This window comes from Brunnivagina elsteri CCALA 953 (assembly GCF_002289455.1).
Taxonomy (GTDB): Bacteria; Cyanobacteriota; Cyanobacteriia; order Cyanobacteriales; family Nostocaceae; genus Brunnivagina; species Brunnivagina elsteri.
In genome coordinates, this window is sequence record NZ_NTFS01000029.1 from 1 (window position 1) to 17,528 (window position 17,528).

Sequence of the window (17,528 nt, forward strand, 5' to 3'; positions counted from 1 at the left end):
GTATTAAATAACGGTATTGTGGTGTTGGTAACAGAAAATCCGGCTGCTGATATTGTGGCTGCGCGGATGTTTTTGCGTGCGGGAAGTTGCTACGAAAAACCAGAAAAAGCTGGTTTAGCGCATTTGATGTCAACTGTGATGACAAAAGGTTGCGAGACTCCTGAAGGCAAAAATCTGACCAGTATGGAAATAGCCGAAGCGGTAGAATCGTTTGGTGCGAGTTTGGGTACTGATAGCAGCAGCGATTATTTTGTGGTATCGGTAAAGACTGTCACGGCTGATTTTCCAGAGGTTTTGGCATTGGCAGGAAACATTATGCGGTTTCCGACTTTCCCTGAACTCGAAGTTGAACTGGAACGAAGATTAGCACTGCAAGATATACGATCGCAGAAGGAACAACCTTTTAGCGTTGCTTTCGAGCAATTACGAAAAGCGATGTACCAAAATCATCCCTATGCAATGTCTGGTTTGGGGGATGAAACCACAATGGGTAATTTAACTCGTGATGATTTGGTTGAATTTCACCAAACTTATTTTCGTCCTGATAGTTTAGTTATTAGTATTGCTGGTCGGATTGACTGCGATCGCGCTGTAAAATTAGTTGAAGACATTTTTGGTGATTGGCAACCAGCGCTAAATCAAGCTTTGCCAGAGTTCAGTTTTCCCGAAGTTGCGACGTTTTCTCCTAGTATTACACCACGTATTGTTGCCACACCTCAAAACACGCAGCAATCAATCTTAATGTTGGGTTATCTAGTACCATCGGTACATTCCCCCGATTATGCCGCACTAAAATTATTATCTACATATTTGGGAAATGGACTTTCAAGCCGTTTATTTGTCGAATTGCGGGAAAAACGCGGTTTAGCTTACGAAGTTTCTGCACTTTACCCAACCCGATTATTTTGTGGTTCATTCGTCGTTTATATGGGAACTGCACCAGAAAACACCGAAACAGCGCTTGCAGGATTGCGAACTGAAGTCGATTTACTTAGTGCTGCCAAATTAGAGCCAGATTCACTCCAAGCAGCCAAAAACAAGATATTAGGTCAGTATGCACTAGGTAAACAAACTAACGCCCAATTGGCACAAATTTATGGTTGGTATGAAATCTTGGGGTTGGGAATCGCCTTTGATAAAGGCTTTCAAGATGCGATCGCAGCAGTCACGGCAGAAGAAGCACTCGAAGCTGCGTGTAAATCTTTACGGGAACCTTACATATCGCTAGTAGGTCAACAAGAAGCGATTGGGAGAGTAATTTAGTCATGAGTTAGGGGTTTTGAGTTAAGAATACTGAATCCTAAATGCTGAATATTAAATGCTGAATTCTGAAAATATTAATTTTTAAATTCCGTAGAGAGACGCGATATATCGCGTCTCTACATTCATCATTCATAACTCATAACTCTCCTTGTCACGGTTGTGTATGTCACATCCGCGATCGTACTATTAGCAAGAGAAATACCGGGGGCAAATCCATGAAATATAATGATAAGGTAAGTATATTTAACTACCTAGAGTCATTTATATCTTTTCGCTTATTTAATCAAAATACAAATAAAAAAACCAATCAAAACAAGCTTTACTGGTTACTAATCTGTGCTTCTGCGCCTTTGCTTTTTGGTTCGCCATCAGTAGCATCGGTTACAGTGATACAGCAAATAGCCCAAGCTTCTCCGACATTTGGTTTTAATCGTCCTAGTCTTAAAGCTGGGAGTCAGGGGGAAGTAGTAATAGAATTGCAAGCAGCATTAAAGTTACTTGGTTTTTATAACGGTGCAGTCGATGGAAAATATGGAGACACTACGGTTGCGGCTGTTTCAAGTTTTAAGGAATCTGCGGGTTTAGCAGCAGATGGTGTGGTTGATACAGCAACTTGGCAAAAACTATTTCCTGGTCAAGGTAATATTTCAACTACCACTGCTTCATCACTACCAGCACCAACAACAAACACAACAAGTGTAACAAGTACAACAAGCATCACAAGTAATAGATTTCCAATTCCTAGGCAAAATACTCAAAATTCTGGCAATTTACCTAGACCAATAGTAGTATCAAACTCAGAACTGAGAAATTCCTTACCAAAACCTAATAATCCCATTAATACGGGAAACGCTCAACAGTTAGAAACAGTCAGAGCAACCTCCATAACCCGCACTAGCACCACAACAAACCCCCAACAACCAAAACCGCGACTCCCTAAAGGAGAGGCTACGCGATCGCAATCAAGTTTGGCACAAAATCGGGGTTCTACATCAACAAACATCCGCACCAGTACCACAAGTCGCTCTGGACGTAGTAACAGTTCAACATCGACAAGTACCCGTACTGGACGTGGCACAGCGACATCAACCACCATCCGCAGCCCACGAGTCAGTCAAGCCCAACAAAAACCAGGTATCCAATATAGCGTAGCCGGATTCCCAATCTTACGTTTAGGTATGCGTGGAGATGAGGTATATGAACTGCAAAGAAGATTACAACGCTTTGGATATTTGAAAAATGACCCTGATGGTGATTTTGGAGCAGCAACCGAAACCGCAGTCAAAGCTTTACAACAACGCTTTGGTATCGAACCTGATGGTGTCGCAGGTGGAGAAACCTGGGAAGTTTTAACCAGACGAAGAAAAAATCAGTCTTAAGGAGGATGTAGAAAAATACAACTCCTAATTCATAACTCCTCACTCCTAATTTTTTCTAACCCTTCACTTCCAAAAATTTGACTTTTTTTTTGCTTCCGGATAGGGATTTAATATTTTTGTCAAGATAAAAGTTAATATTTAAGCCATCATGAAGTTATCGTGGTATCGGTAACTTACCAAAAAAATGGGTAAAAGCCCCGTCCTTCTAGGACGGCTTTATATTTATTTCCAAGACAGTTCTTTGATAATCTTATGATGGGTGTGTTATTACAAGGTAAGTGAAATAAGAAAGATATTCATGCTTGTTTTTGAGTTCAAAACCTACGGTAAAGCATTGCAATTCCAAGCAATTGATGAGGCAATCCGAACGACTCAGTTCATTCGGAATAAAGCCATTAGATTGTGGATGGATGGGCTTGCTAAATCTTGGATTGAACTTTCGCGGCATTGTGCATTATTAGCTAAAGAATTTCCTTTTGCGAATAAACTAAACTCAATGGCTAGGCAAGCCGCAGCAGAACGAGCATGGGCTGCTATATCTAGATTTTATGACAACTGCAAAAAGAAAATATCTGGTAAAAAGGGCTTTCCCCAATTCCAGAAAAATTGCCATTCTGTTGAATATAAATCGTCAGGATGGAAACTTGCACAAGATCGTAAATCCATAACTTTCACCGACAAAAACGGTATTGGAAAATTAAAGCTCAAAGGCACTCGTGAACTGCATTTTTATCAAATAAACCAGATAAAACGGGTAAGATTGGTAAAACGTGCCGATGGTGTGTATGCTCAATTCTGCGTTGATGTAAACCGGAAAGAGTTAATAGAACCGACTCATCGGACGGTTGGGCTAGATGTTGGGTTGGAGAGCTTTTATACTGATTCGTTTGGGCAACATGTTGAAAATCCTCGGTTCTATCGAACTGGGGAACGGAAAATGAAACGGTCACAAAGACTTGTTTCTCGCAAAGTTAAAGGTTCTAACAATAGACGCAAAGCAAGAAATACGTTGGGTAGGGTTCACCTCAAAATAAGTAGACAGCGTAAAGACCATGCCGTGAAATTGGCAAGGTGCGTAATCACATCAAACGATGCAGTCGTCTATGAAGATTTGAGGATTAAGAACATGGTCAAAAATCATTGTTTGGCAAAGTCGATTTCGGACGCTGGCTGGTATCAATTTAGAGTTTGGTTAGAGTATTTTGGGAAAGTATTTAAGAGGATTACTATTGCGGCAAATCCATCATATACAAGCCAGAAATGCTCTAATTGTGGCGTAATTGTGAAAAAGTCTCTGTCTACTCGCACACACGTTTGTCAATGCGGATGCGTGATGGATAGAGACGAGAACGCCGCTAAAAACATTCTTAATTTAGGATTGGGTACGGTAGGGCATATCGGAACCTCTACACTAGATGTAGGCAACGCTTTAGGAGAATCGACCTCTACATTGGTTGGAGTAATCCAGTCTGTGCAAGTTGACTCGTAGATCAAAGAATCCCCGTGCGTTCACGCCGGGGAGTGTCAAATCCTGACGTTTTGGCTCAATTTCTTGAATATGTGGCTATGCCGTTCTTCTTCCCTACTTATTAGTTGTTTCCTCTTTCTGGGTTTGAACCCTGGTAGGGCAAATACTGTGGCGTATGGTTATTCTACACCTGCGAGCATTAAATTAGTACAGGTAAATTCGCCTGAATCGAGTAACCAAACAACTGATACCACAACTCCAAATCCTGAGGTTACAACTCAAGCAACTTCAACCGCGACACCGGAAACTAGCCCAGATAAGGATAAGATAATACTTAGACCGGGGAATTCTGGTGATGAGGTTAAGGAACTACAAACCAAGCTAAAACAGTTGGGTTTTTATGATGGTGTAATTGATGGTGGTTATGGTGGAGGTACTCGTACTGCTGTTGCTAAGTTCCAATCTGCGAATGGTTTGGGTGCAGATGGTATTGTTGGGACTACAACTAAAGAAAAAATTGAAGCTGGGATTCAACAGAAATTACAACCAACTCCTAGTTCAACTTCGAGTGCATCTGCTAAATCCAAGTCTAGTGGAAAGGGTATTGTTTGGTGGGGATTAATTGGCTTGGGAATGTTCGGTAGTGTTGGTGCGATCGCGTTTTTTATGCGTGGTTTTGGTAAGGCAAAATCTCAGAAAACAGGTTTTACAGTCATAAATCCGCAAATATTAGAGCAGCAAACCGAACCTCGTGTTATTACTCAATACCCAAAGCACGAACAAACTGTAATTCAGGAATTTGAAAGGGTTGTTCCCGATCCTAAAGTCATCAATCAATACCCAGCGCACGAACAAACCGTAATTCAGGAATTTGATAATGTTTCTGATGCAAAATTTATAGAGCAACATCCAGCGCACGAACAAACCGTAATTCAAGAGTTTGATCGTGTTTCTGATGCAAAATTTATAGAGCAATACCCAGCGCACGAACAAACCGTAATTCAAGAATTTGAGACAAACGATCGAGAATCGCATTTTTACAGTTCATCTTTGAATAATTCCCAGGATGTAAGTTCCCAAAATACAAATCTTCAGGGGAATAATGTATCTGCAAGTGAATTATTCCCCCCCGGAAAAACTTCTCGTCTTGCGAAAGTCAGTATAATAGATGAATTAGTTAAAGATATACGCAGTGCAGACGCAACAAAGCGACGCAAAGCTATATGGGATTTAGGACAACAAGGTGATTCACGAGCAATTCAACCTCTTGTGGATTTGATGATTGATGCTGATTCACAACAACGCAGTCTGATATTAGCTGCTTTGTCGGAAATTAGCGTTCGCACTCTAAAACCCATGAATCGCGCTTTAGCAATGTCATTGCAAGACGAAAGTCCAGAAGTTCGGCAAAACGCGATTCGTGATTTAACCCGTGTTTACGATTTAATGGCACAAGTTAGTCAAATGTTGGTTCATGCAACTCAGGATGATGATCCTCAAGTACAAGAAACGGCAAAATATGCTTTGTCGCAGATGAATAAAATCCGAGCATTATCGGGTCAAAATAATCATAAAGATGAAGAATAGGGGATTGGGGATTGGGGATTGGGTGTTGAAATTATGGTTTTTCCTGTTCCCTATTCTCTAAAATAAAGCCATATATTGTAATTTTACTTTAATGTCGGTTGTTGGACCTGCAACAAAAAAGGCTGTTTCGCTGAATTTGGGTGCGCGATCGCTTATTTCGGGGTTTTGCGAAAATCCAAATCCTTCTAATGGCATTCCTAAGTTATTACGGTTGAAAGCTTTGTCGCTGTTCTCGTCGTGCATCACTACCAGAGCGTAACTACCTGCTTTCAAATCATCAAATTTGACTACAAGCGGTGTTTCTGTAATTTTGACACACTGCTTTTGGACTGCACGTTTTTCTTCCTGGGGAAATCCTTTACTACTGGCAAACAAGTTTACACAGACTTCTCCGTGGTTACTTCTCAATTCGTCAATCTCAATATTGAGTTTTCCCCTCAAATCGGCTTGGGAGTTATCAGAAAATATCAAACTTCCTAATAAAGTTCCCAGAAATGGCAGCAGCAATAAGCTAATTCGCAATCGTTTGGTCATAAGATTAAAATTCCTGACTTCCAACAATTATTTCTATCCCACAGCATCAATTTTAGTAGCTCTTATGCAAAATAATTTATCGTCACCACAGGCATTAAAATTACTCTTCATCTCTACCCCCGTGGGAGGACTCGGTACTGGGCTTGGTGGTGGGGTAGAATTAAGTTTATATAACATTGCCAAAGAAATGTTACGTCGTGGTCATACGGTGCAAATCGTCGCTCCTAGTGGTTCGCTGTGGGATGAGTTTCCCATTATCGAAATTCCTGGAAATTTACAAATTATTGCCCAAAGTCAAGAGCGCAAAGACCCCATTTCGATGCCTGTAAACTCAGTTTTGGGGAATATGTGGGAATATGCAAGGCAAGTACAAAGTGAATATGACGTAATTGTAAACTTTGCTTACGATTGGTTGCCTTTTTACCTGACTCCATTTTTTCAAACCGCGATCGCGCATCTTGTCAGTATGGGTTCGCTTTCTGATGCACTAGACCAAATTATTTACCAAGTTTCCCAAGCATTTCCCCATACAATCAGCTTTTATACACCTTCCCAAGGTGTGACTTTCCCCAATTTAGTCCCACCTTTACGTTACTTGAGTAGCGGTATTGATTTGTCGCAGTATGAGTTTTGCGGCAAACCAAAAAACCAACTTGCATGGTTAGGACGAATTTCTCCAGAAAAAGCTTTGGAAGATGCTGTTGAAGTTGCTGTCAAAACCAATATTCCCCTGAAAATTATGGGGAAAATTCAAGATGAAGAATATTGGCAGCAAATTTGTAGTGATTACCCAAATGCACCAATTGAATATTTGGGATTTTTATCAACGGAGAAAATGCAGTCTGTCGTGCGGGAATGTAAAGCTGTATTAATGACTCCACGTTGGGTAGAGGCATTTGGTAATGTTGCGATTGAAGCTTTAGCTTGTGGTGTTCCTGTGATATCTTACAGTCGTGGTGGTCCATCGGAAATTATTCAAGATGGAATAACGGGGTTTGTAGTGGAACCGGATAGCGTTACAGGGTTAACCGATGCGGTTTCCAAATTAGACACTATTAACCGTCAAGATTGTCGTCAACAAGCAGAAAATGATTTTTCCTTAGAAGCATTAGGCTTGCGGTTTGAAGATTGGTTCAAGGCGATTTTAGGTAGAGATGACTCGGTGAGTCGTCTATGAGTTAATATTTAACATTGCAATTTACATATCTTTCATATATTGGAAAATTAAATTAATCTTATTTCTAATTAACATAGAGAGACGCGATATATCGCATCTCTAAATTTTTAATTCCTAAGTTTAATTTTTATGCAATCAAAAATTATTATTCCCCCACCATTACAACCCGGTGATTTACTGCGAGTTATTGCTCCAAGTGGTACTTTACGGGAATTAGAACCCTTTAAACGTGGTGTCGAAATTTGGCGCGATCGCGGTTATCGACTAGAAGTCATCCCAGAGATAGATGACAGATGGGGATATCTAGCAGGTAAAGATAAAGATAGACGCGATCGCTTAAAGTTTGCCTGGGAAGATTCCGAATGCAAAGGCATTTTATGTGCCCGTGGTGGTTTCGGTAGTACCCGCATTTTAGAAGATTGGAGTTGGATACAAGAAAATCCAAAATGGTTAATTGGATTTTCCGACATTACCGCTTTATTATGGAGTCTGTATAAAGTTGGAATTTCTGGAGTTCATGCACCAGTTTTAACTACAATTGCAACAGAGCCAGAATGGTCAATAAAAAGGCTTTTTGATTGGGTTGAAGGACGTTCTATTGGTGAATTAAAAGGGAAAGGTTTGGGTGGTGGTGTGGTTAGTGGTATCTTGTTACCTGCTAATTTAACAGTTGCAACCCATCTAATTGGTACACCTTATCAACCTGAATTTGATAATGTAATATTGGCAATTGAAGATGTGGGAGAAGCACCATATCGCATCGATAGAATGTTAACACAATGGCGAATGAGTGGTATTTTAGGGAAAGTGAAAGGTATTGCAGTTGGTCGATTTAGTCAATGCGAAGCACCTGCGAATATTCCTAGTTTCAAGATTGAAGAAGTATTACAAGAACGTTTAGGTGATTTAAGTTTAGGTGATTTAAATATCCCCATTGTCTCAGAATTACCTTTTGGGCATGATGGTTGTAATGCGTCTTTACCTGTTGGTGTCATGGCTACATTGGATGGTAATAATGGTTTATTAATGATTAATGATTAATAGTTTATTCTTAATAGCCAATTTATAATCAAAAAATCGTAGGGGTGGGGTCTCCCCACCCTTGACTATATGTAATCGAAATGAGAAATTATATATTGTATTAATGTTAACATTCAGTTTTCCCATCTGAGAGTAATATAATTTCTTAAATATTCCCAATTCAGATTATTTAAACAAATATAACTTCCAGGGAGTAATCTCTAACAAACCATTTCGCTTAAAGACAACACGAAAATGTGCTAAGGGTTCTTTTTCATTAGGTGCTGCAACATTAGAACCGTGAAGTTCTTGGTACATGAATGGTAGAGGTGTTTCACGAAAATGATCGTAAGCTACCTGATTAATTGGTTCATAGTCGTTAATAATGCCATTTTTATTTACCGCAACACGATATTTTAAGTCTTGATTAGAACTGGTTTTACCATCCCAATATTGCCGCAAACTTGCAGTTAATTGTCGTTGTAATCTATTTATAACCCTGGATTCGGTAATTTTATCACCAACAACATTAGGTGTTTTCTTAAAACCCCACCAAGGACTTATTTCTAATGCACCAGACTTACGAAAAACAACGCGAAAACTGCCGAATGTTTGATTTATCGAACCGGGAATTATAGACGGTTGACGGATAAATGTAGGTAAGGGTGTTTTTTTTACTTGGTTGCGTGCTGTTATATTTATAGGCTGATACCCGATGATATTGCCATTTGTAGACACCGCAATCCGATAAACTAAATCCTGTGCTAAATTTGTGCGATCGCTCCAGATTGGGTTAATTTGATTAAATAATTGTCGCTTCAATGAATGCAACTGCGAATCATCGGTGATTTCCCGACGTGATGATATGTTGCGATTATTGGGTTTTGCGTTTGAAATTATTGTTTCTCTCACATCAGCAATTAATTGTTGATGTTGTACGTTTGTCATTTGAGAATGGGGATATATATTAAAAATAAGCATATATACATACATATATAGAGATATCGAGTTGTGTAATTATTTTACTAAAGATTGTAGAGTTTATTTGTTTTCTCCACAAGCTATTTTTTTCTTAGCAAACAAAGAGCAACTGAGGGAACAATTCCCAAAACTAAAGCAGAACTAATGAACCTGAGAAATGCGATCGCAACTGCGAATTTACCATATTCGCTAGGAGTTAAAATTCTTGCGAAAAGAATATTCAATGGAGCAAACCAAATAGCTAAACTTAACCAACATATAGATGGTACTGCAATCCATTTCCACGATTTTTTGACATATTTACTCAACGCTCTCGACTGGATAATTCCGAAAATTATATAACAAATTGGTGTGATGAGAGTAGATTGAATTGCAATCTCGATTTGATTTGCTCCCAGTTTATAAATGGCAAAGTTAGACCAAATATTAGGCAATACATTCGCTAATATATAGCCAAAACTTGTAGCTAATATCCAGTAAATACTGGGAATATAAGACTTAATTCCTAACCATTGAAAAATTCCCAAACTAATCCCAATAGCTACTCCTTGAATTAATCCAAGCAAAATTAGAGAAAAGGCATCCAATCTACCTAAATCTGAAGGTGATATAAATTTAACTAAAATAGTTCCAATTATAGTACCGATTAATATTGCTAGAGAAGTCATTAGTGTGAATCTAATCACAAACTTTTGTCTTGCCAATGGTGGGATTAAAAAATTGGATAAATTTTCTGATTGCGTCATCCTACTGAAGTCAAGATTACATTTATCACTCTAACGCGATCGCGTTACATATTTAAGTACCAGTGTTACAGTTCGTAATCCTTTACAGCAGACAAGGTTATATTTATTACAAGACATGAAAAAACACAAAATATTATCAATTCTTCTACAGAATCTATTTAACTAGAGTTAGGATAAGTTATTATCACAAATATTTACTGAAACAGGAACAATCACTAGTATGAATAAGTTCAAAAAATTGCCTATATACATAGCGATTTTTTTGATGTCGTCAGTTACGGGTTTACGGGTACAAGCGGAAACTATTGACCTTAAAATTAACAGTGAGAATGAACAAAAAAACGATTGTCCTAATAAGTTTTCCATCACTGAAAAAGCCCAACCTTACCGTGAAGGAGGTTTTGCTGTTGATGGTACGGCAAATCTGGGTTTAATAGCAACTAATATTTCCATGACAGCAAGCAATAGTTTTAGTGCGACATGGACAGGAACGCTGAAACCAAAATTTGCCAAATGTCTTGCTTCTGCGGGAATGACAACTGTGGATGGCAAGAAATATGAAGGAAATACTAATTATTTACGGATACATTTTGTGAAAGGCAAAGTTTACCTAATGCTTGATTTAGCAGGTGCTTCTGACCCAAATAATTATCCTTTAATTGTGTTAAAAAAAGGAGCTAAAAACGGTAATTTGACTTGGACTTGGGGGGGAACAGATTAGATTAGTTAATAATAGTTAATTGGGAATATTTATTAGTAATACACAATTAACTATTAATTTCTAACTCCTAACTCCTAATTCCTAATTCCTAACTCCTAATTCCTAACTCCTAACTCCTAACTCCTAACTATTAATTCCTAACCATTTGAAAATAAAAGCATATTCAAAAGCTAATTCCTTCAAGCTTTCATACCTTCCTGAAGCACCACCATGTCCAGCACCCATATTTGTTTTCAACAGCAGTATATTATTATCAATTTTGAATTCACGTAATTTTGCTGCCCATTTTGCAGGTTCCCAATACTTTACACGGGGGTCATTTAAACCTGCTGTAATTAATAAGTTTGGGTAATTTTTTACTTCAACATTATCATATGGAGAATAAGATTTTATATATTCGTAATATGTTTTATCGTTAGGATTTCCCCATTCTTCCCATTCAAGTACTGACAAAGGTAATGATGTATCGAGAATAGTTGTAATGACATCAACGAAAGGAACATCAGCAACGACAACTTTGAATAATTCAGGACGCATATTAATTACTGCCCCCATTAATAAACCACCTGCACTACCACCAGAAATTGCTAACTTTTCGGAAGAAGTCCATTTTTGATTAATTAAATATTCAGCACAGGAAATAAAGTCAGTAAAGGTATTCTTCTTATTTAAAAATTTGCCATCTTCATACCATTTTCGTCCTTTTTCTGTACCACCACGAATGTGCGCGATCGCAATCACAAATCCTTTATCTAGTAGGGATAGATTATTTGATGAGAATGTTGCTGAGGATGGATATCCATAGGAACCATATCCAGTTAAATATAATGGATTTTCTCCATTCTTTAATGTACCTTTTTTATAAACAATCGAAATTGGAATTGTTGTACTATCGTTAGCAGTAGCTATTAACATTTCACTGGCATATTCAGCTTTCTCGTATCCACCTAATACTTCAGCTTCTTTTTTCAATTCCCGTGTATTTGTCTCCATATCATAATCAAATACTGATGGTGGAGTCACTAATGAGGTATAGGTGAAGCGTAATATATTTGTGTGATATTCGGGATTACTACCTTCAAAGAAAGCATATGTTGGTTCGGGAAAACTAATATTATGTTCTTCATCTGTATCGAATTTTCGGACTGTGGCACAAGGTAAACTATTTCTGCGATCGTATATAACTAAATATTTCGCAAAAATACTAATTCCCGATAACATGATATCGTCACGATGGGGAATTACTGTTTGCCAATTTTCTTTAGAAGGTGAAGTAATAGGTGCTTTCATTAATTTAAAATTAATGGCATCATCATTTGTAACTATATAAAAATAATCTCCGTGATGGTCAATTTCGTATTCTATACCTTGGATACGAGGTTGAATAATTGCAAATGAATTAGTAGGTGTATTTGCATCTAAATAATAAGCTTCTGACGTAACTTGACTACCTATACTCATAATTATGTAAGCTTCGCTGCGAGTCATGCCTACAGATAAAAAGTATGAATCATCAGCTTCATGATGAATTAATTTGTCTTGCTGCTCAGATGTTGCTAACTGATGTCGAAATAGTTTATAAGGACGATTAGCTTCATCAATTTGGGTATAAAAAATAGTTTTATTATCATTTGCCCAAGCAAATGAGTAATAGGTGTCTGAAATACTTTCTGGATATAATTTATATGTTTTCAAATCTAAAAAATAAAGTGTATATCTTTCCGAACCATTAGTATCAACCGAATAAGCTAGTAATTCATGGTTAGGACTAATTTGAAAGACTCCTAAACTAAAATATTCTTGTCCTTCAGCAAGTTTATTCTCATCAATTAAAATTTCTTCTTTTGCATCTAGACTATCCTTTTTACGACAGTGGATTGCATAAGCTTTACCTTCCTCAGTTCGCGAATAGTAGTAATAATTATCCTTGCGAACGGGTACAGAAAGGTCAGTTTCTTTGATGCGTGAAAGCATTTGCTCATAAAGCTGTTTTTGCACCATTTTAGTTGGTTGCATTATGGCTTCTGTATATGTATTTTCTGCTTCCAAATAAGCAATTACTTCTGGATTCTCAATGTCACGCATCCAAAAGTAGTTATCAATGCGCTTATCACCATGTAATTCTAAAATTTGTGGCTCTTTTTTCGCAGTAGGTGGTAGATTATTTTGATTCATAGTTTTTCAAGTACTGAATTGGAAGAAACGAACGGTGGAAAGTCTGTACAAACATCAGTAATAGGTAATTAAGAACTACCTCTTTTTTTCAGACGACATAAAGCAATTGCCGGAATAACACTTAAAATTAGTGCGGTTAATCCTTGCTCACCCAAATAATATACTTGGTCGCGGTATACTTCCGATATAGAAGTTTGCACTAAAGATAGTAACCATAACAAAAAACTGATTAATAAAAAAGCGAAAGAATTCATAAAAATCCACCACCAAGGATTTTGAGCATACCGACGCAAAACCAACCATTGACAAAAACCAATCCAAATTCCCGAAAAAATATAAGCACTAGTTGATGCAATCCCCAAAATAATTGCTTCCTCAACCGATAATTCTCGGTTCAAAGACTCTGCAAATCCCCAAATATAATCAATCCAAGTATCCGAAACCTTAGTTGAAACCATCCAACCAAAACCAGTCGCAAGCAACCACAACCAACCGGAAACATAACGACGTATTGCGATCGCTTGGTCTGCGGCAAAAATTAACGCAAAAATAGATAAACTGGTATAGGTTCCCCACATATACCAAAGCTCTTGGGTTCCAGGTGTCAGTTTGGGAACCAATCGCTCCGTAATGGCTGTTTCTACGGCAATACTCACAATACCACCAACAACCCACCCGACAATCGTCATCAAAGTAAAAGTAAAAAAGAACTTGCGACGTTGCGATCGCGGTATCATGAAGTCGCTTTTGTGACGAGTTTTCGAGGTTTCTGTCACAGTGTTTTCAATATTCTCATCGATATTACTAGCTTGATTCGGTTCAGCTTGCATAAAAATTCAGTAGTGATTTAGTGTATTAATTTACGTTTTGATACTTGCCTTCAAGTTATAACCGAAGCCATCATAGAAACCAGGATAATCGCTGAAGCTCTTGTTGATAATGAATTTTGTGTTTAATAGAGTCAAATAATAGAGATTTAGCATTTCCTGCTCTAGTACGTGCTAAATGTATAGGAACTGACGAATTTAACCATAAAAATTAGGGAATGGGGAATAGGGAGTTAGGAGTTTTGAGTTAAGAGTTAGTAATTAAAAGTTAGTTATGTATAAATTACAGCATCTAATACCCAACACCCAATGCCCAATCCCCAATTCCCAATGCCCAAATTGAAATTTATTGATTTTTCTTGAGCCGGAATTACTACAATTACAGTTGATGCTAGATAATGAAAAAGCTTTGACCATAATTTACATTCTCTAGCGAAAGAAATTAAGAAATAAGACCTATGCGAACTCACTATTGCGGCGAACTCCGCGCGTCAGATATTGGAGAAACTGTCACCTTGTACGGATGGGTAGACCGTCGCCGCGATCATGGGGGCGTGATATTCTTAGATTTACGCGATCGCAGTGGCATTATCCAAATTGCCAGCAATCCACAGCAAACCCCAGATTCCTACGGAATAGCAGAAGCACTACGTAACGAGTATGTAGTCGAAATCGTCGGTAAAGTTAGCCAACGTCCCGAAGAATCGCTAAATTCCCGTATTCCCACTGGCGAAGTTGAAATTTATGCAGAAAAAATTACACTTCTCAATCCTGTCCGTAAACAATTACCATTTCAGGTATCGAGTGCGGACACAGACCCAGTGCGGGAAGATTTACGATTAAAGTATAGATATTTAGACTTGCGTCGCGAAAGAATGGCGAATAACCTCCAATTGCGCCATCAAGTCGTCAAATCCATGCGTCGCTATCTCGAAGACACGGAAGGATTTATTGAAGTAGAAACCCCTATTCTCACCCGTTCTACACCCGAAGGTGCCCGCGATTATATCTTACCCAGTCGCGTCAACGAGGGTGAATGGTTCGCATTGCCCCAATCGCCGCAATTGTTCAAACAGATTCTCATGGTATCGGGATGCGATCGCTATTATCAAATTGCCCGTTGTTTCCGTGATGAAGATTTACGCGCTGACAGACAACCGGAATTTACCCAACTCGACATGGAAATGAGTTTCATGTCCCAGGAGGAAATCATTGAACTCAATGAAAAATTAGTTTGTCACATTTTCAAATCAGTCAAAGGTATTGAGCTACACCATCCATTTCCCCGTCTCACCTACGTAAACGCAATGGAAAAATATGGCAGCGATAAACCCGATACCCGTTACGGTTTAGAACTCGTCAATGTGTCTGATATCCTCAAAGATAGCGGTTTCAAAGTCTTCGCTGATACCATCAAAAATGGCGGTATCATCAAAATTCTTCCCATTCCCAATGGTAATGATGCCATTTCCAACGTTCGCATCAAACCCGGTGGTGACATCTTCAAAGAAGCCAGCGAAGCCGGAGCCAAAGGACTAGCATATATTCGCGTTCGTGACAACGGTGAAATCGACACAATTGGCGCTATCAAAGATAACCTTAGCGAAGCCCAAAAGCAAGAAATTCTCACCCGCACAGGGGCAAAACCCGGACATTTATTGCTATTTGCGGCAGCTGACACAGAAACTGTGAATAAAACTTTAGATAGATTGCGTCAATTTGTTGCAAAAGAATTTAAATTAATTCCAGCCGATAAACTCAACTTACTTTGGGTAGTTGATTTCCCCATGTTCGAGTGGAATGCCTCGGAGAAGCGCTTAGAAGCCCTACACCACCCATTCACTGCACCACATGCAGAAGACATCAACGATTTGAAAACAGCCCGTGCCCAAGCGTACGACTTAGTATTCAATGGGTTTGAAGTTGGTGGTGGTAGTTTGCGGATATATCAGCGTGAAGTTCAAGAACGGGTATTTGATGCGATCGGTTTGTCTCCTGAAGAAGCGCAAGGCAAGTTTGGTTTCTTATTAGAAGCTTTTGAATATGGTACACCTCCGCATGGTGGTATTGCCTTTGGTGTAGATCGGTTGGTGATGTTACTAGCTGGTGAAGAGTCAATTCGCGACGTGATCGCTTTTCCGAAAACTCAACAAGCTCGATGTTTGTTAACAGATGCACCTTCCGGAGTGGATGCGAAGCAGCTTAAGGAATTGCATGTTGCCTCGACATTCAAACCAAAGTTGTAAGGGAACTAGGAATACAAATAAGGGCAAACGGTTGTTTGCCCCTACAATATTATCAATCAGCCTTAATGCTTAAAGTTCATAGAAAATTAGTGCCTACAGTAGGGTTAAACGGCTGTTTGCCCTGACCATATTCGAGACAAGCAATTTGTGACATAGAATCCCATTAAGATTTTTCATGGAATTTCTCACAAAATCAACACCCTTGGATGAAGGTATATCGACTATTCAGGATTCAAAATTTTTGGTACTTTGAAGAAATCCCCTTCTTGTTCTGGCGCACCACTGAGAATAGCTTCACGTTCGGGGTAAGGCTGCAAAATATCAGGTCTTGTTACATTACTAACATCAATTGCCCTTGTAGTTGGCACAATGTCTGTTACATCAAGTTCGTTCAATTGTTCTATGTATTGCAGTATACTTCCCAATTGTGTTGTGAATGTTTCTTCTTCTTCGGGTGTTAATTCTAAACGCGCTAAAGATGCGACTTTATGAATTTGTTCGCGGTCAATCATTTTGCTATGGTTACTGATTTATGAATGGCGAGTTAGGGATTAATTAGATAATTATCAATTTTATCATTCGTAGGGGCTGGGTATCCCCGCCCCTTCCATATTGGGATTGGGACAATTCAGGGATTTACAGAAAATCAAATATCCTAATTAGATAATTATCAATTTTATCATCAGCAAGGGCGGGAAAACCCCGCCCCTACAATTGGGGATAGTTTATTTATTGGTATTTCGTAACTTCTAACTTTTAGAAGAATATGTCAATTTGCGATCGCCCGGTAGTTTTTAGCCAGTTTTGGGCTTCAATGTAGTTATTGGGTGCGAGACGAATCGCCCGAACCCAGTAATCAGTAGCCTGATCGAATAAAGCTTCTCCACCATCTATATCACCAGTTTCCTTGGCTCTTTCCCCTTGGAAGTGGTAAATTACGGCAATGTTATTCAATGCTTGGGGCATCCGGGGATTTAAATCAACCGCTTGGTGATACAAATCCAATGCCTTTTCATGGTCGCCATTACTAGCGTAAATTAAACCCATGTTGTAATAGACATAACTGCGATCGTTTGTGTCTTGTTCGAGTTGTAACGCTTCATTGTAATAGTCTAAAGCTTCGGCATACTCACCTTCCGCTTGTGCTGACATGCCATCACGGTAATAAACAAAGGCTTCTTTTGCTTTTTTGCTAGTCGGCAGCATCTTGAGGATGATATCCGCCATCACAGTAAATGACTTATCGATAAAATTATCGTTTTTCTGAGTTCTTGGCATATTCGTCTCTAAATTTCGGCTAACGGCTAAAAGAGTGATTAATTTACGGCTTTTACAAATAGTGTAATTGGGAATTGGGAATTGGGAATTGAGATTGGGCATTAATATTATTCTTTCCCCTTTCCC

General features: G+C 38.7%; 15 protein-coding genes. 8 read left to right on the forward strand and 7 right to left on the reverse strand.

All coding sequences use genetic code 11. The annotated features are described in order from the left end of the window. From CK510_RS04355 to CK510_RS04370, 4 genes are all read left to right on the forward strand, one after another. A partial coding sequence (locus CK510_RS04355; protein ID WP_143289220.1) for a M16 family metallopeptidase occupies positions 1 to 1,263 on the forward strand: 1,263 nt, incomplete at its 5' end. A gap of 215 nt (positions 1,264 to 1,478) precedes the next feature. Next, the gene (locus CK510_RS04360; protein WP_095720527.1) at positions 1,479 to 2,642 is read left to right on the forward strand and encodes a peptidoglycan-binding domain-containing protein; all 1,164 of its coding nucleotides are present in this window, start codon (positions 1,479 to 1,481) and stop codon (positions 2,640 to 2,642) included. Between the two features lie 298 nt (positions 2,643 to 2,940). After that, positions 2,941 to 4,131, forward strand: coding sequence for an RNA-guided endonuclease InsQ/TnpB family protein (locus CK510_RS04365; protein WP_095720528.1), 1,191 nt, complete (start codon positions 2,941 to 2,943; stop codon positions 4,129 to 4,131). Between the two features lie 69 nt (positions 4,132 to 4,200). After that, on the forward strand, positions 4,201 to 5,697 hold the full coding sequence (locus tag CK510_RS04370) for a peptidoglycan-binding protein (protein ID WP_095720529.1): 1,497 nt from the start codon (positions 4,201 to 4,203) through the stop codon (positions 5,695 to 5,697). A 57-nt stretch (positions 5,698 to 5,754) separates the two neighbouring features. Here the strand turns inward: CK510_RS04370 and CK510_RS04375 are convergent, their stop codons facing one another. Then, positions 5,755 to 6,231, reverse strand: a complete 477-nt coding sequence (locus CK510_RS04375) for a DUF2141 domain-containing protein (protein WP_095720530.1) — start codon at positions 6,229 to 6,231, stop codon at positions 5,755 to 5,757. A 64-nt stretch (positions 6,232 to 6,295) separates the two neighbouring features. Here CK510_RS04375 and CK510_RS04380 point away from each other — a divergent pair, with 64 nt between their 5' ends. Together CK510_RS04380 and CK510_RS04385 are read left to right on the forward strand one after the other, a co-directional pair. Continuing rightward, positions 6,296 to 7,408 carry a glycosyltransferase family 4 protein gene (locus CK510_RS04380; protein ID WP_095720531.1) on the forward strand — a complete coding sequence of 371 codons (1,113 nt, stop codon included), beginning with the start codon at positions 6,296 to 6,298 and terminating at the stop codon, positions 7,406 to 7,408. A 129-nt stretch (positions 7,409 to 7,537) separates the two neighbouring features. After that, positions 7,538 to 8,449, forward strand: coding sequence for a S66 peptidase family protein (locus tag CK510_RS04385; protein WP_095720532.1), 912 nt, complete (start codon positions 7,538 to 7,540; stop codon positions 8,447 to 8,449). 165 nt (positions 8,450 to 8,614) lie between these two features. On the opposite strand, the gene CK510_RS04390 is transcribed toward CK510_RS04385, so the two are convergent. After that, positions 8,615 to 9,376, reverse strand: a complete 762-nt coding sequence (locus tag CK510_RS04390; RefSeq protein WP_143289221.1) for a hypothetical protein — start codon at positions 9,374 to 9,376, stop codon at positions 8,615 to 8,617. Positions 9,377 to 9,489: 113 nt separating this feature from the next. Then, positions 9,490 to 10,077: a hypothetical protein gene (locus CK510_RS04395; protein WP_143289222.1), complete on the reverse strand. Its 588-nt coding sequence runs from the start codon at positions 10,075 to 10,077 to the stop codon at positions 9,490 to 9,492. A 298-nt stretch (positions 10,078 to 10,375) separates the two neighbouring features. Here CK510_RS04395 and CK510_RS04400 point away from each other — a divergent pair, with 298 nt between their 5' ends. After that, positions 10,376 to 10,876: a hypothetical protein gene (locus tag CK510_RS04400; RefSeq protein ID WP_211293086.1), complete on the forward strand. Its 501-nt coding sequence runs from the start codon at positions 10,376 to 10,378 to the stop codon at positions 10,874 to 10,876. A gap of 123 nt (positions 10,877 to 10,999) precedes the next feature. Here the strand turns inward: CK510_RS04400 and CK510_RS04405 are convergent, their stop codons facing one another. Continuing rightward, positions 11,000 to 13,051 (reverse strand): S9 family peptidase, encoded by a 2,052-nt coding sequence (locus CK510_RS04405; protein ID WP_095720536.1) that lies wholly within the window; start codon positions 13,049 to 13,051, stop codon positions 11,000 to 11,002. Positions 13,052 to 13,119: 68 nt separating this feature from the next. Next, complete coding sequence (locus tag CK510_RS04410; RefSeq protein WP_245911846.1) at positions 13,120 to 13,881, reverse strand: hypothetical protein; 762 nt, start codon at positions 13,879 to 13,881, stop codon at positions 13,120 to 13,122. 455 nt (positions 13,882 to 14,336) lie between these two features. Here CK510_RS04410 and aspS point away from each other — a divergent pair, with 455 nt between their 5' ends. Further along, a complete protein-coding gene (gene aspS / locus CK510_RS04415) occupies positions 14,337 to 16,124 on the forward strand; it encodes an aspartate--tRNA ligase (protein ID WP_095720537.1) in 1,788 nt (595 codons plus the stop codon). 221 nt (positions 16,125 to 16,345) lie between these two features. Here aspS and gatC read toward each other — a convergent pair whose 3' ends face one another. Then, entirely contained in the window at positions 16,346 to 16,636 is a 291-nt protein-coding gene (gene gatC / locus CK510_RS04420) for an Asp-tRNA(Asn)/Glu-tRNA(Gln) amidotransferase subunit GatC (RefSeq protein ID WP_095720538.1), read from the reverse strand. Between the two features lie 244 nt (positions 16,637 to 16,880). Then, on the reverse strand, positions 16,881 to 17,402 hold the full coding sequence (locus CK510_RS04425) for a photosystem I assembly protein Ycf3 (protein WP_095720551.1): 522 nt from the start codon (positions 17,400 to 17,402) through the stop codon (positions 16,881 to 16,883). Between the last annotated feature and the right edge of the window lie 126 nt (positions 17,403 to 17,528).

What these genes read in the sequence shown, in the direction of transcription:
- aspS (WP_095720537.1), top strand. Translation starts at nt 14,337, where the DNA reads ATGCGAACTCACTATTGCGGCGAACTCCGCGCGTCAGATATTGGAGAA.
- CK510_RS04425 (WP_095720551.1), bottom strand. Translation starts at nt 17,402, where the DNA reads ATGCCAAGAACTCAGAAAAACGATAATTTTATCGATAAGTCATTTACT.
- CK510_RS04365 (WP_095720528.1), top strand. Translation starts at nt 2,941, where the DNA reads ATGCTTGTTTTTGAGTTCAAAACCTACGGTAAAGCATTGCAATTCCAA.
- CK510_RS04410 (WP_245911846.1), bottom strand. Translation starts at nt 13,881, where the DNA reads ATGCAAGCTGAACCGAATCAAGCTAGTAATATCGATGAGAATATTGAA.
- CK510_RS04380 (WP_095720531.1), top strand. Translation starts at nt 6,296, where the DNA reads ATGCAAAATAATTTATCGTCACCACAGGCATTAAAATTACTCTTCATC.
- CK510_RS04390 (WP_143289221.1), bottom strand. Translation starts at nt 9,376, where the DNA reads ATGACAAACGTACAACATCAACAATTAATTGCTGATGTGAGAGAAACA.
- gatC (WP_095720538.1), bottom strand. Translation starts at nt 16,636, where the DNA reads ATGATTGACCGCGAACAAATTCATAAAGTCGCATCTTTAGCGCGTTTA.
- CK510_RS04385 (WP_095720532.1), top strand. Translation starts at nt 7,538, where the DNA reads ATGCAATCAAAAATTATTATTCCCCCACCATTACAACCCGGTGATTTA.
- CK510_RS04360 (WP_095720527.1), top strand. Translation starts at nt 1,479, where the DNA reads ATGAAATATAATGATAAGGTAAGTATATTTAACTACCTAGAGTCATTT.
- CK510_RS04375 (WP_095720530.1), bottom strand. Translation starts at nt 6,231, where the DNA reads ATGACCAAACGATTGCGAATTAGCTTATTGCTGCTGCCATTTCTGGGA.
- CK510_RS04405 (WP_095720536.1), bottom strand. Translation starts at nt 13,051, where the DNA reads ATGAATCAAAATAATCTACCACCTACTGCGAAAAAAGAGCCACAAATT.
- CK510_RS04370 (WP_095720529.1), top strand. Translation starts at nt 4,201, where the DNA reads ATGTGGCTATGCCGTTCTTCTTCCCTACTTATTAGTTGTTTCCTCTTT.
- CK510_RS04400 (WP_211293086.1), top strand. Translation starts at nt 10,376, where the DNA reads ATGAATAAGTTCAAAAAATTGCCTATATACATAGCGATTTTTTTGATG.
- CK510_RS04395 (WP_143289222.1), bottom strand. Translation starts at nt 10,077, where the DNA reads ATGACTTCTCTAGCAATATTAATCGGTACTATAATTGGAACTATTTTA.